Below are 14,162 nucleotides of genomic sequence, written 5' to 3' on the forward strand. Positions count from 1 at the left end.
TGTCCAAATAAAGTTAACTTTTTGATAATTGATTTTTCATTAACACTGAGAATTCTTTATGCTTCCGAATATAATTGGCAATGAGTTCGACCGGATGGTAGACCGGCATTTTTTTATAATACGAATCCAGGCCAAAGGCAATTTGCATCCGACAAGCAGGGCAACCGGTTACGACCGCCTCGGCTTTTGTCTCCTCAATCTCTGCAACCTTCCTCTTCAATATCTTTTGGGATAATTCGAAATGAGTAATTCCAAAGGTTCCCGCTCCTCCGCAGCAACGACCCGGGTCAGCCATTTCTGTGAACTCTGTTACGCTTTGCTTAATCAGGCGGCGAGGCTCTTCCTTAATATTTTGCGCCCGTCCTAAGTGACAGGGTTCATGATAAGTGACCCGAAGTTTTAATTTCTCTCCTGCGGGAATTTGAGCATGTTGGACTAAGAAAGCTGAAATATCAATCATCTTTTCGGAAAACTGCTTTGCTTGCTCCGCATGTTCTGTTCCTTCAAATAACTCATCATACTCTTGTAAGGCGGAACCACAGGTCGCGCAATCATTTACGACAAATTCAATATCTTCCGGAACCGCTTGCATATTTCTCAGTGCCATTTCCTTGGCCCGCTCCTTGTGCCCGTAACCCGTCTGCGGGACTCCGCAGCACGTCCCGTCCAGCATAGGATACACTTCAAAGCCGCAGGCTTCGAGAACTTCTATAACGGCCTCTCCTACCTGGGGATATAAAATGTCCGTTGTACAGCTTATAAAGTAGGCGACTCTTCCCTTGCTTCCCTTTTTCATAACTCTCTGGCGCAAACTCTCGCGAAACGATTTCGGAGGTACGGGGGGCAAGAGCTTTTCCCTTTGTCGAAAAAGAGGAATCGTCCGAACCAAGGAGGGCAAGCCTAAGGTTTGGTAAGCCTTCAAAGATTTTCGAGCTAACTCCAGCCGCTCCGGATAGGGCGTCAAATGCTCCAAGGCAATTGTCATGATGATATTATCGCCCTGTTCTTTGAAAATCTTATTGCGCATTCCTTTAACCAAAGTTTTTACGTTGACTTTTGACGGACAGATTTCCATGCAGGCCCGACAGTCAAGACAGTTATAGAATGTCGTTTTAGCCGCCGGACTAATAGTTTGTAGTCCGGCTTCGATGACACTGACTAACTGCATTTTCCCGCGCGCCACATAGGGCTCTTGTTTTTCCGCTTGATAAAGCGGGCAAACCGGCTGACACATGCCGCAACGTTGGCAACGGGCAGCCTCTTCAGCAAAATTCATAGTACTCCGCCGCCTTTACAGCATAATATGTGGGTTAAGAATATTATTGGGGTCTATATCCCGCTTGATGAGTCTCATGAATTCCAGAGTCTCCGGTGAGAACTGCCAGTTCATATATTTTTTCTTGGCTAAGCCGATACCGTGTTCGCCCGTTAAAGTTCCGCCGAAAGCCAAAGCCGCCCGAAATATTTCATCAACCGCCCGCTCGACTCTCTCCCATTCCTCCGCACTCAGTTCCTGGAGTAATAGGTGGGGATGAACATTGCCGTCTCCACAATGGCCTAAAATTGCACAGGGTAGATTGTAACGGACCGCAATTTCCTTGCATTTCATAATCATTTCCGCCAATTTGCTTCGCGGAACCGTGGCATCTTCGACAACAAACGCTTTACAGGCTTGAGACATCGCTCCGTTCGCACTCCGACGTCCCTCCCAAAGTTTCGCTTCTTCTTCTTTGGTCCGAGCGACCCGAAGCTCACGGGCTCCATTATTCTTACAGATTTGCTCGACCAGCTTCATTTCTTTAGTCACTTGTTCGAAGGAACCGTCTATGGCAATCAGAATACTGGCCTCCGCATCCAGTGGTAAGTCGGCCGGTCGGAAACTCTCGATTAGTCTCATGGAATCTTGGTCCATCAGTTCCAGGGTTGCAGGGACGATTTTCTTCCTCACGATATCCGCTACCGCACTAGCCGCTGCGTTTAAGTCATCATAGATAACCAGCATCGTCCTCTTCTCCTCCGGCAAAGGGATCAGGGAGAGAGTCGCCTCCGTAATGACCCCTAGCATACCTTCCGAGCCGATGAATAAACTGCCCAGATCAAACCCGCTGACGTTCTTTATGACCTTCCCTCCGAAACGAACAATCTTGCCATTCGCGAGGACCACTTCCATTCCCAGGACATAGTCCTTGGTAACCCCATATTTAAAGCAATGCGGCCCCCCGGCATTAACGGCTAAATTCCCGCCTATAGTTGAAATCTTTACACTGCCGGGATCGGGCGGATAAAACAGTCCTTTTTTCTCAGCAGCCTGATGCAAATCAAACGTAATCACACCTGGCTGAACCGTGGCGGTTAAGTTTTCTTCATCGATTTCCAAAATCCGATCCATGCGCGTTAAACAAAGTGATACTCCACCCGGGGTTACGATCGTCCCCCCTGCGAGACTTGTTCCGGCGCCGCGAGGCGTGACTCTGACCTGGAACCGGTTCGCTGCCTCCAAAACCAGGCTCACCTCCTGCGTATTCCTGGGGAAAATTACGGCAGCGGGTTGTTCCTTAAAATTTGCCGCATCAAACGAATAGCAAATAGTATCCGAGGGGTCCGTGTATATTTCAAGCTTCTCCTTCTTCAGGACATTCAGGAACTCTGTGATATTCATCTCCGACCTCCTAGTTTACTTGTTCAGGTGAACCTGGCAGCTAATTAGCCCCCCGAACTACCAAGGAAATTCACCAGGAATAGTGAGGGTTTTGAACACAAAGTTTCCCCCCGCTGATTTCAAGATGCGTACCGGTGATGTATGACGCAGCGTCTGAGGCTAAAAAAACGATGCCGCCGGCTAAGTCATCAGGTACTCCCAGCCGGTTCAGCGCAACCTGGTCTGAAAACCACCCTTCCTTGCCTTCAATAACGCCTTCGGTAATATCCGTTTTGATGAGGCCGGGAATATAGCCATTAACTCTGATGTTATAGGGGGCCAATTCAGCGGCTAACACCTTAGTCAGCCAGCTGATCCCCACTTTCGACACCGCATAGGCTCCGCTTCCCGCCGAAGGAATCAGGGAGGCAAAGGATTCGGCATTTAAGATAACCCCTTTTTTCCGCTCCTTCATATATGAGAAGGCAATTTTAGAACCTAAGAAGACAGATTTCAAGTTGATATTCATAACATCTTGCCATTCGGATTCAGACATGTCCATCAGGGCTTTTTGGGGATAGATTCCGGCATTATTAACCCAGATATCAATCTGGCCGTATCTTTCATCAACGGCCTCAGCCAAAGCCACTAATTCATCGTTTTTTGACGCGTCAGCCGTTTTAGTCAGAAGAGGGAAACCGGCCTGACGGAATTCAAGCTCGGCAAGCGAAAGCTTTTTGGGGCTTCGTCCGCAGATTGCAAGTTTGCAGCCTTCGCGGGCAAACGATAAAGCCGCGGCTTTGCCGATCCCCGTCGCTCCGCCGGTGATCACGACAACCTTATCCTTTAATCCTAACTCCATGTAGATTGACCCCCTTACTGTGTTTATATAATACTTGTTCCCCTGGTCTTGCTTAAGCGGTAAGCGACATCGAAAATCATATCCTCCTGACCGCCGACAGTTTTCAGGCGGCCCAGCTCCATAAGCACATCACGCGCGTCCACTCCGAACCTTTGAGCGACACGTTTGGCATGAAGAAGGAAACTGCCGTAAGTCCCGGCGTAACCAATACTTAAGGAATGCTTGTCAAGATCGAGGGGCCGTTTCATAAGGGGTTTGACAATGTCTTCCGCGGCGTCCATTAGTTTATAGAGATCTTCCCGGACATCCAGCCCCATTTTCTTAAGCGCCGCTACTAAGACTTCATGCGGGGTATTGCCGGCTGCCGCGCCCAGGCCCCGGAGCGTAGCGTCAATATAATCAGCTCCGGCTGCAATGGCGGCCAATGAATTCCCGACTGCCAGCCCTAAGTTGTTGTGGGCATGAAAACCGACGGGTATCTTTAGGTTAGCTTTTAATAAACTGATTCTTGCTTCCACATCCTTAGGAAGCATTGCTCCGGCAGAGTCGGCGCAGTTAACGGCATCGGCGCCATAACTTTCGAATAATTTAGCTTGTTCCACAACTTTTTCCGCGGGCACCATATGAGTCATCATTAAAAAACCTATCGCTTCCATGCCTTTTTCTTTGGCCAGTTGGATATGTTGCTGTCCGATGTCGGCTTCGGTGACATGGGTCGCTATCCGGGCAACTTTGACACCGCATTCGGCCGCCATTTTAAGATCTTCCGCAGTGCCGATGCCCGGAATAAGAAGAATAGCCAGTTTGGAATTTTTTAGCTGGGCGGAAACGGCCCTTAAATACTCTTCATCGGAATGGGCTGCAAACCCGTATTGATAAGAGGAGCCCCCTAAACCATCACCATGGCTTACCTCAATGGTATCTGCTCCGGCATCCTCGAGAGCGCCGGCGATACGAGCCATATCATCGACTGAAAAGCTATGGCTGACTGCATGCATTCCATCACGTAAAGTCGTGTCAAATATTCTTATTTTCTTCATACTTTATGACTCCCTTGTTTCAATAAATATTCTGCAAAGGTGTCGCCGACTCTGAAGGCAGCCGAATTAATGATGTCCAGATTGCCTGCGTGGGTAGGAAGGAAATCTCCGGCACCCTCAACTTCGATCATAGTTGTAATTTTCTCACCATCCCAGATCGGAGGAACTTTGAGCTTGTAGCCGGGAACATATTGCTGAAGTTTCGCGACCATGGCATTGACAGAGTCTGTAATCTTGTCCATGTCAGGGTTTGGGCCTTCTACTTTCGTATAAATCGTATTGCGCATCATGATTGGGGGCTCAGCAGGATTGAGAATAATAACGGCTTTTCCTTTTTTTGCTCCACCGACCACCTCCAAGGCTTTAGCTGTCGTTTCCGTAAACTCATCAATGTTTGCCCGGTCCCCGGTCCTGCGCTTAAAGAAGAAAGCGTTGAGACAATTTCCGCATACAGAATGGGCTGAACTTGTTTAACTGCAGCCACGATCGGAACGGTAGCCTGTCCGCCGCATGTCACTAAATTTACATTTCTCTCGGCAAGAAGATTGCCCATATTAACGACAGGAACCACATAAGGCCCGACGGCCGCAGGAGTGAGATCAATCGCTATTTTATTGGCTTTGCGAAAGATTGGCGCATTCATAAGATGACTTTTGGCACTTGTCGCCTCAAAAACGATTTTTACATCCTTATCCTGCAACATTTCATCCATACCTGTATAGCTTGTTTTGATCCCTAAGGCAGCGGCCCTTTTCAGGCCTTCCGAATCCGGAAATACCCCGATCATATAGGCAAGTTCCATAAATTTGCTTCTCTTGAGAATTTTGTACATCAAATCTGTACCAATGTTACCCGGACCAACGATGGCTACCTTAATTTTTTCTGGCATCAAATTCACCTCAATTCATTATGTTTCTATAGATTACAAACTTTAAGATAAAACAAATCCCAGCATTCAAGTTAAGACCGGTTTGGGAAAAGACGGGACCTCATTAGATTGAGATCCTTTTAATTCCGGCCAAAGTTATATCGAGTTCCACTTATCCTACTTTAATGCTAAAATCGCATTAGCCTTTGTAACAGCCTCACCCGCATCTGAGGCGAAAAAATCGGCGCCGATCGAATCAGCAAATTTTTGAGTCACCGGTGCGCCTCCTACCGCAATTTTGACTTGCTCGCGAAGACCGTTCTCACTTAAGGCCTTAATCGTTTTTCCCATGTAAGCCATAGTCGTAGTTAGCAACGCGCTCATCATGACGAAATCAGGTTTGTGCTCTTTGACGGCGGCAACGAATTGATCCGGACTAATATTGATCCCCAAATCTACCACCTCATACCCGCCACCCTCTAACATCATGCAGACTAAATTTTTGCCGATGTCATGGAGGTCCCCCTGTACCGTTCCTACGATCGCTTTTCCTTTGCTTTCCACTTTTTGATTCAATAACAGGGGTTTGACGATATCCAAGCCCCCGTACATGGCCCGAGCGCTGATCATCATTTCAGAAATATAAAACTCACCCTTCTGAAACTTTTCACCTACGATCGACATCGCCGGAATTAACCCTTCATTGAGAACGGTCTGCGGCGTTTCTCCGGCATCCAAGGCTGCTCTGGTAATCTCCTGCACCTTGGACGTATTTCCATTGATAACTGCTTCTTTGATCTCTGCCAAAAAGTTCATTTTTTACCCCTCCAATGGATATTTTCCATATTTTTTAACTGCCCGGGACATCGCTAACACATTTTCTGTCTTACAGTAGTCCGTTAAACTATTGGCACTACTTACGATATAGCCTCCGCCGGGGCCGGCCGTTAGAATACGCTCGCGTACTTCAGCTTCAACCTCTTCTTCCGTACCCAAGGTTAATGTATAATCCAAGTCAATGTTCCCCACAATGCCAACCCTGGGCCCGTATTCTTTTTTCATCTTACCCAGATCCATGGCGCAAGGTTGGATCGGGTGAACCGCCGTCATCCCTAAGGTTAACAAGTCCTCCATAATTGGGAAGAGGTTGCCGTCACTGTGGAAAATCCAAGGTTTTTTTATGCGATCGGCTGCGATCCGCATATTCGGTAATAGGAGCTCCCGAAAAACTTTCGGCGACATAAAAGGCCCATGATTACCAGCCAAATCATCGGCGCACCAAAAAAAGTCAAAATCCATTTCGTTTAGATGATCAATCACCTGTGCCGTCCATTCAGCGAAGCGCCTGCACACCTTGCTTATCAACTCCGGATTATCCACCTGAGCATAACTAAACGCTTCCAGCCCCATACTCTCTATCGTCGATGAAGCTCCCAGGCGAATGCGGGCGAAGACCGCATACTCACCCCTGTATTCCTTAATCCACTGAGCGACTTTTTCATATCTCGCCGGATGATTGGGATCAGGCAGAAACTCATCGAATAATTTTAAGGCTTCGTCCGAAATTAACAGACCCTTTTCAACATAGGTACGTCCCGTTGCCGGATCGCAGCCCATTTTGGCAATCCAGGGCGGAAAGAAGTCAAAGGTCAGCTTATTGGGATGATAAAAATTCTCTTTATAGGTTTCTTTATTGGTTAGAGTTTGCGAATCGGAAACATGTCCCATCGGATAGTGGGCGCCAAAAGCGCTTAAGCCAAGTTTCTCGCATAACTGCGCCGGGGTAAAATCATTGCTACCCATAATCTGTTCTTGTAAAGCTTCCTCGATTTCACTCTCCATCCACGGTATTTGATCAGGTTCTCCACGGTGCAAGGCAGTGATTACTCTTTCTCGCGGTGTCATAGCCATAATTGAAAATTCCTCCCCTTTTTTGAAACTAAACGTTTTATATCGTGAACATCGCATCGTCTACTGCCTGGCCAGCGGGGATAATCACAAAGTCTTCATCCCATGGCCCGAAAAGCAGCTTCTTTAAATAGATAGGGGAACCCAACATTTCTTCATAATCAAGATTAAAAAATTGAGCAAATTCTTTAACATACAGCCTTGATGGTTCATGCGCCTCAGCCTGGGTTTTGATAAAAACTGCACGCCGGTAATGTTTCATACATTCTCGCGATGTCCACTCTGCGATCTCCACACCATGCTTGGCAGCAATCCTGCGGTACTCTTTTAAAGGATCTTCCGCCGCTTCCACCCATCCTTTGGTGAAATAATAGCTTCCGGGGTTTTGGTTAAACTCGTCATAATACATGTCCCTCGTCCCCATACTCAGCCCGATGCAGTCATCAATCCTGGGGATAATCATCATCTGATGAGCCTGTGCCCTTAAGCCAATGACCGCACGACTGCAGAGACCGTAACCTAAAAGAATCAAGTCATTTTCTGAAGAGGAATCAATCACTTTTTGCAGCTCTTCTTTTAATTTGCCGGGTGTGCGGTGTAATCCCTGTTCAAGATAAACGAAAGTATAAGGATTAGGCCCAAGTGATTCTAACTGATTTTTCAACACATCACAGGCGATGACCAAGGTCTTCTCAGGCGCTATCGACATAACTCTTCTCCCTCGAAACGCTCACTCTAGGCCTTCACTTTTCCCGCCCGGACACCCGCCACATATTCCATACAATACTCATCCAGTCCCGCTAAGCTCTTAGCTGCTGTGAACAGCGACATCAAGGTTTGATCTAAAGGATCCAGAATAAAAGCATCCATCCCCAACGCTACGCTCATCACCATGAAGGCCCTATTTAACAAGCGGCGCTCCGGCAAACCGAACGATACATTGGAAAGACCGGAAATGAGGTGAACCTGAGGATATTTATTCCGCATAGCTTTCGTACTGTTAAAGACTTCTTGCCCGTATAAATGATTCACCCCAAGCGGCTTAATCAATGGATCAAGGAAAATATCGTCTTCGGGCACACCTACATCAAGTAAACCGGCGACTAACTTATCAGCAACATTCAAGCGATCCTGAGCAGTTTCGGGCATTCCGGATTCGTCCATGCACAGGGCCACTACTTTAGGCTGATACCTTTTAATGATTGGAAGTACTTCCGTCCATCGTTTTGTTTCGCCTGAGATCGAGTTGATCATTGCTTTCTGCCGGCAATTTGACAGACCCGCTTCCAATGCAGCTGCACTGGGACTGTCAATACAAAGGGGTATATCTACGACATCTTGAATTAGATCCACCAGCCAAATCATATCTTCGATTTCATTACCGCCTTGTGCAGCATTGACATCAATGTAGTTGGCGCCGGCTTCAGCCTGCCTGCGTGCCAGCTCCTGTAAATATACCTTGTCCCTTTGTTCAATGGCTTGAGAAATTACTTTTCGTGTTGAATTGATGAGCTCGCCGACTATGAACACTTTCTTTCCCCCTTTGGTTTCTGAGTTAATTAATTGAACGGCTTAGTTTGCATTGTTCGAACTCACAACTCCTATCTAGCTTTTAAAGTACTAATTTCTCGACAATAACCATTTATGCAAATCTTATGCCAATAAGAAAAATCAGAGTATTCGTCACTTTGACGAATACTCTGATAGCTAACGGAATCACTCTCTTGTAACCTGAATATTTAGAAAATCACCCTTATACCTCGTTCTTAGCCTTTTCAGACCCGATTCCAATTGATTTCACTTGTGAGTCCTATCGTGTTCATTTGCGATTTTGTATTTCATTATCAGGGAATAAGGCAACTTCTTTATTGATGGTTTGATTACCGAAAATTTTATACTTCTTCATTTTTTTAACCATGCACGATTGGCTGATTTTAAGGACTGACGCAGCCTTTCTCGTACTTCCGGTTGCGCGGTATGCCTCAGCGATCAGCCTGCGTTCCTCACTTTCTACATATGCTTGCAGCGAGGCAATATCTTTAAAAGACGCAATAGTTTTAGAAGACGGCTGCGATGACACGAGGGAAGTCTCTGCCAAGGCGTCTATCCCTATGCAATCTTCGCGATAGGTAACAACCAGGCGTTCAATGGTATTTTCTAATTCTCGGATGTTTCCCGGCCAGTCATACGCCAAGAAAGCATCCATAACATCAGGGTGGATCCATTTTTGATATCCATACTTACGATTAAATTTCTCTAAAAACTCTGCTACAAGGGAAAAGATATCTGTCTTGCGATTCCTTAATGGTGGGATAAATATAGGAACCACATTTAACCTATAATATAAGTCCTCACGAAACTTTTTTTCCTTGACCATGATGTCCAATTCTCTGTTCGTGGCCGCAACAATTCTTACGTCAAGCAGAATAGGTTTTTTGCCACCTACTCTAGTTATTACTTTGTCCTGAATCGCACGGAGAACCTTGACTTGTAAATCGAGAGATAGTTCTCCAACTTCATCAAGGAATATCGTTCCACCTTGGGCTAGCTCAAATAGACCCGGTTTTCCCTCCCTTAGCGCCCCAGTAAAGGCACCTGACTCATAACCAAAAAGCTCTGATTCAAGCAGATTCAGTGGAATAGCCCCGCAATTAATTTTGATAAAGGGTTGCTTAGCTCTTTTACTGGCACGGTGGATTAATTGAGCGATAAGTTCCTTACCTACACCGGTTTCCCCGAGAATCAATACATTTGAATCCACATAAGCAACATGACAAGCCATTTCCAGTTTCCTTTGCATCTCTGGGTCTTTGGTAATGATTTTCTTGAACGACTGTTGTGAACGTAAATGCTCAAGTTCATGGAAATACTTATCTCTTATTTGTTCGCTTTCAGCCAATTTTTCTTCTAACTCATTCAATTGAGATACATCGCGAATTGCAGTTACCACATACGAAACATTGCCATTGTCGTCAAAGACCGGATTCCCGCTTAGCAATAAATTCTTACCGTTTCTTACATCCATCACGTTTACCTTAGATCGTCGTTCCAAGACCATTTCCGTAACCGATTTGTTCGCGTAACCTTGCATTAACAAATCACACACACGTTTACCTACAAATTCCTTCGCCGTTATTCCAATCATGTTTAGATAGGCATCATTAGCTCGGACAACTACACATTGAGAATCAACGACGACAATTCCGTCATCTAAAGCCTCGATAACAGCATCTAACCTTTTATTGACCTCCTTAAAAGTATCCAATTGGTGAGATAATGCCTCGAATTCGGATATATCTTGAAAGATAGCAACCGCTCCAATGATTTTATTCCCTCGCCAGATCGGACTTCGGTTAGAAATAATTGCCCGGTCATTAATCTTCATACGTTGGTTGTGTTCGTCCGTTCCACTCTCCATAACCTGGATCAACCGTGTATTGGATATCACCTGCTCTATCTGTTCCCCTATTGCTTGAATTTGAGGGATATTGAGAATCATCGAGGCTGCTCTATTAAAAATAATAACTTCGCTATTCAAGTTGATCGCAATAATACCATTATGCACAGATTCAAAAATCTCTTGCCAATCCCAGACTTTCATTTCGAGATTCATCGTTCTCACCCTTCAAAATAAACTATTTTATGGACACGGTCAGGGATGGTAACTGCCATTTCAATTCCAGGCAAATTCTCATTCACTTTTAAAGCTAATTGAACCATGATATAGTTTTGTAAGTTGAAGGTAATCTATCCCCTGTATTTTTTAGCTAAGCCTTTCAAGAAATTTCTAGCGTATTTATCACCACACTCTTTATAATTCTTATGGCCTTCCTTCCTCAGCAGAGCGCTCAATTCTCCTTTTGTTATGATGACGCCTGTTTCTTTTAATATATCCATGACATCTTCACTGGTTAGTGATAACGCTATTTTCAATTTCTTAAGCATCATATTATTTGGATTTGGATTGGCATTATTCTTAAGTACTGTTCCTTCAGGCTGCTCTGGTTTTGCATCCTGCCTCCCTCTTTTAAAGATAATTAAACCATTCAAAAATGACTCAAGCATACTGTTCCTGCATTTTATATTCTCTTCTTTATCTTCTGCTTCCTCATGATCTTCAACTGCATTATTATAACGGTAAGTTTCTTTAGATTTTATGAGCAACTTCTTCACTGTTTCTATGGTTAGTTCAGTGCCGCCAAGTTTAAATATCTCTACCATTTCTGCATCCCTTATATTTAGTGCATATCTTATTCTAATTAAGATATCGTTATTATCCATCGATAATCCTCCTAAATCCTTCTTCAACTATACTTTCATTATAGCATGGATAGTTTCGTGGGGCAGAGCACTGATCCCACCATAGGTTTTCGCTATTCGCTAAAAAATGGTTGAAGGTTACTCTGCCGACTGGAACGATGTGTCCATGTAAAACAGCAGTTAAATTAAAAGCGGATAGTCCAATACTGGGTTAAAAAAGATTGGCTGGGTGAATAACTATTGAACAAAAAAGAATTCGCGAATAAAGTCTATGACATCGTTAAGGATATCCCCTTAGGTAAGGTTGCCACATACGGATTGATTGCCTTTATATCAGGCTACCCACAATGTTCCAGAATGGTTGGACAAGCATTGCATCATGCCCCAGATGTTCTTAACATCCCCTGCCATCGGGTTGTAAATTATCATGGCCGTTTAGCTCCGGGATGGACGGATCAAAAACGGCTCCTAGCCAACGAAGGGGTCTGCTTAAAGGAAAATGGGTGCGTGGATTTGAAAAAGTATCTCTGGGACTTTGCTCCACTTGACCCCTTTCACGGACCAAATCGTTCTTCCCTATAAGTTAACCCGAATTGCCAAGTTTACGAATCACCGCCGCTATTGAGCCAGGGGCGGTGATTCTTTTTTTACCACGAATGCTCTGGACGTGGCAAATGCGATAGCAAATGTTAAGGCTTCAGGCAACAGAGATACATTTAGCACATAACTCCATAGTACTTGGCTTTTTTATTAATATTGTACATCTCTTAAGAATAAGCCTTTTGCTTGAGCCAAGGGGCCCGCTTCCCAGCGTTTTTTTTCATTTAATATCCTTTCAACGTCAACGGGCTGGATATTTCCTTTGCCGACTTCAATAAGTGTGCCAACTATGATTCTTACCATATTCCATAAGAATCCATTGCCGTTAACCTCTATTGCTAAAAGACCTTCCGTATCAATAATATTGATAAAATTAATCGTTCTAATGGTCGATTTATCACTATTTCGTGCGTTGGTAAAACTTTGAAAGTCATGACTGCCAATTAGAACCTCAGAAGCCTTTCTCATTTCAATTAGATTAAGCTTCTCTGCCAAGTGATAGGTATATTTTCTGTTAAAAACATCTCTGAATTTATGGGTATTTATTCTGTAGACATAGGTTTTGGATTTTACATTATATCTGGCGTGGAATCTTTCCGCGACATCTTCAAGCGATTTGACTACTATATCCTCAGGCAAATATTCATATAAATAATCCAGCATCCTCTTAGTACTTAAAGCGGATTTTGTATGGAAATTGGCTATGTAATTTTCGGCATGGACTCCTGAATCCGTACGTCCACAACCCACGAGCAGAATGTCTTCTTCTGTCATTTTAGATAGTACCGCCTCGATTTTGCCTTGAATCGTTAAATCATTGGCTTTTTGTCTTTGCCATCCTTTATATTTAGAACCGTCAAATGCTATAGTCATTTTTAAATTTCTCATTACGCTCCACCTTGCAGTTTATTTTTCACTTCTCAGCCGTTGTATACTAAACGCCCGCTACATATAATCCTTTCCGAATTAACGAATACACAGACCTCATCTTATCATACAATTGCCCTTATTTAACCTCGTCCATCAAAAACAACGGCGTCCAACCTGGATGGATAGACAGCGTGAACTCAAATACTTGTCCACTTGAACCACGAACTGACTCGTTCACATTATTCCAGCAGTTCTCTTAACATCTTCTTAGGGTTATTAATAAAAGCACGCGTCACTTGATAATGTTCGGTATCCTCATACTTTACAGTTTCAATTTCTTCTTTAATTTCGTATATCCATGCCTGGGGATAGGCCATTATTATTGGCGAATGGGTTGCAATAATAAACTGAGACCCTTCCCCAACCAAATCATGCATTATGGAAAGCATAGACATTTGCCGCGTTGGCGATAAAGCCGCCTCAGGTTCATCCAGAATGTATATGCCTTTGCCGCCGAATCTATTTTGAAATAAGGCGAAAAATGACTCTCCATGGGATTGCTCATGCAGCGATATGCCGCCATAAGACTTAATGATTGGCGGTCCACCGGGCTCCGAATCCAAGTCATCTATAGTTGAGGCGAAATTATAAAAACTTTCCGCTCTTAAAAAGAAGCCATCCCGAGGCCTTTGGGTGCCTTCGACAACTTTAATATAATTATTCAGTCTAGAATGAGTAGCTTTAGACATAAAATTGAAATTCTTAGTGCCGCCTTCAGCATTAAATCCATAGGCTACGGCTATTGATTCTAAGATCGTTGACTTCCCAGAGCCATTTTCTCCAACAATAAATGTTACCTGCGGATGAAATGCTAACCTCTGTAGATTCTTGATCGCTGGCAGATTAAAAGGATATTCGGAAAATGATGGGACTCTTTCTCTATCTAATTCCATATATCTTATGTACTGTTTAAAAATGTTTGCGTCCATGACATCATCTCCTTAACTTCCTCATAAAGGCCACAAGGTTTTAACTTCGCTTCAGTAACTCTATCTAAGTTTCTTTTCCCTTTACACTTCTACACTTTCCGCATTATTTTTTGATTTCCTCCCAAGG

The 14,162-nt window shown here is 44.3% G+C and carries 13 protein-coding genes and 1 pseudogene; 1 reads left to right on the top strand and 13 read right to left on the bottom strand.

The window, feature by feature from the left end:
* Nucleotides 1-13: 13 nt before the first annotated feature.
* The 11 genes and pseudogenes from VZF35_RS12705 to VZF35_RS12755 all read right to left on the bottom strand — a co-directional run bounded on the left by VZF35_RS12705 (nucleotide 14) and on the right by VZF35_RS12755 (nucleotide 11,597).
* Nucleotides 14-1,276, bottom strand: a complete 1,263-nt coding sequence (locus VZF35_RS12705) for a (Fe-S)-binding protein (RefSeq protein ID WP_407314080.1) — start codon at nucleotides 1,274-1,276, stop codon at nucleotides 14-16.
* 15 nt (nucleotides 1,277-1,291) lie between these two features.
* Nucleotides 1,292-2,659 carry an FAD-binding oxidoreductase gene (locus tag VZF35_RS12710; protein ID WP_407314082.1) on the bottom strand — a complete coding sequence of 456 codons (1,368 nt, stop codon included), beginning with the start codon at nucleotides 2,657-2,659 and terminating at the stop codon, nucleotides 1,292-1,294.
* Between the two features lie 70 nt (nucleotides 2,660-2,729).
* A complete protein-coding gene (locus tag VZF35_RS12715) occupies nucleotides 2,730-3,500 on the bottom strand; it encodes an SDR family NAD(P)-dependent oxidoreductase (protein WP_407314084.1) in 771 nt (256 codons plus the stop codon).
* A gap of 23 nt (nucleotides 3,501-3,523) precedes the next feature.
* Nucleotides 3,524-4,540, bottom strand: a complete 1,017-nt coding sequence (gene dmpG, locus VZF35_RS12720) for a 4-hydroxy-2-oxovalerate aldolase (RefSeq protein ID WP_407314086.1) — start codon at nucleotides 4,538-4,540, stop codon at nucleotides 3,524-3,526.
* Nucleotides 4,537-5,429, bottom strand: a pseudogene (locus tag VZF35_RS12725) (acetaldehyde dehydrogenase (acetylating)). The gene dmpG and the pseudogene VZF35_RS12725 overlap by 4 nt, the downstream one beginning before the upstream one ends.
* 156 nt (nucleotides 5,430-5,585) lie before the next feature.
* Nucleotides 5,586-6,224, bottom strand: a complete 639-nt coding sequence (locus VZF35_RS12730) for a corrinoid protein (protein ID WP_407314088.1) — start codon at nucleotides 6,222-6,224, stop codon at nucleotides 5,586-5,588.
* Between the two features lie 3 nt (nucleotides 6,225-6,227).
* Nucleotides 6,228-7,319: a uroporphyrinogen decarboxylase family protein gene (locus tag VZF35_RS12735; RefSeq protein ID WP_407314090.1), complete on the bottom strand. Its 1,092-nt coding sequence runs from the start codon at nucleotides 7,317-7,319 to the stop codon at nucleotides 6,228-6,230.
* A gap of 37 nt (nucleotides 7,320-7,356) precedes the next feature.
* Nucleotides 7,357-8,025, bottom strand: a complete 669-nt coding sequence (locus VZF35_RS12740) for a DUF1638 domain-containing protein (protein ID WP_407314092.1) — start codon at nucleotides 8,023-8,025, stop codon at nucleotides 7,357-7,359.
* Nucleotides 8,026-8,051: 26 nt separating this feature from the next.
* The gene (locus tag VZF35_RS12745) at nucleotides 8,052-8,846 is read right to left on the bottom strand and encodes a methyltetrahydrofolate cobalamin methyltransferase (RefSeq protein ID WP_407314094.1); all 795 of its coding nucleotides are present in this window, start codon (nucleotides 8,844-8,846) and stop codon (nucleotides 8,052-8,054) included.
* Between the two features lie 289 nt (nucleotides 8,847-9,135).
* Nucleotides 9,136-10,929 carry a sigma 54-interacting transcriptional regulator gene (locus tag VZF35_RS12750; protein ID WP_407314096.1) on the bottom strand — a complete coding sequence of 598 codons (1,794 nt, stop codon included), beginning with the start codon at nucleotides 10,927-10,929 and terminating at the stop codon, nucleotides 9,136-9,138.
* A gap of 134 nt (nucleotides 10,930-11,063) precedes the next feature.
* Entirely contained in the window at nucleotides 11,064-11,597 is a 534-nt protein-coding gene (locus VZF35_RS12755) for a DUF1456 family protein (RefSeq protein WP_407314098.1), read from the bottom strand.
* Between the two features lie 219 nt (nucleotides 11,598-11,816).
* On the opposite strand from VZF35_RS12755, the gene VZF35_RS12760 reads away from it, so the two are divergent.
* Complete coding sequence (locus VZF35_RS12760) at nucleotides 11,817-12,158, top strand: MGMT family protein (protein WP_407314100.1); 342 nt, start codon at nucleotides 11,817-11,819, stop codon at nucleotides 12,156-12,158.
* A gap of 168 nt (nucleotides 12,159-12,326) precedes the next feature.
* Here the strand turns inward: VZF35_RS12760 and truA are convergent, their stop codons facing one another.
* Together truA and VZF35_RS12770 are read right to left on the bottom strand one after the other, a co-directional pair.
* Nucleotides 12,327-13,064, bottom strand: a complete 738-nt coding sequence (truA, locus tag VZF35_RS12765) for a tRNA pseudouridine(38-40) synthase TruA (protein WP_407314102.1) — start codon at nucleotides 13,062-13,064, stop codon at nucleotides 12,327-12,329.
* 221 nt (nucleotides 13,065-13,285) lie between these two features.
* On the bottom strand, nucleotides 13,286-14,035 hold the full coding sequence (locus VZF35_RS12770; RefSeq protein ID WP_407314104.1) for an AAA family ATPase: 750 nt from the start codon (nucleotides 14,033-14,035) through the stop codon (nucleotides 13,286-13,288).
* Nucleotides 14,036-14,162 lie beyond the last annotated feature (127 nt).

The organism is Desulfosporosinus paludis (genome assembly GCF_045689965.1).
GTDB lineage: Bacteria > Bacillota > Desulfitobacteriia > Desulfitobacteriales > Desulfitobacteriaceae > Desulfosporosinus > Desulfosporosinus paludis.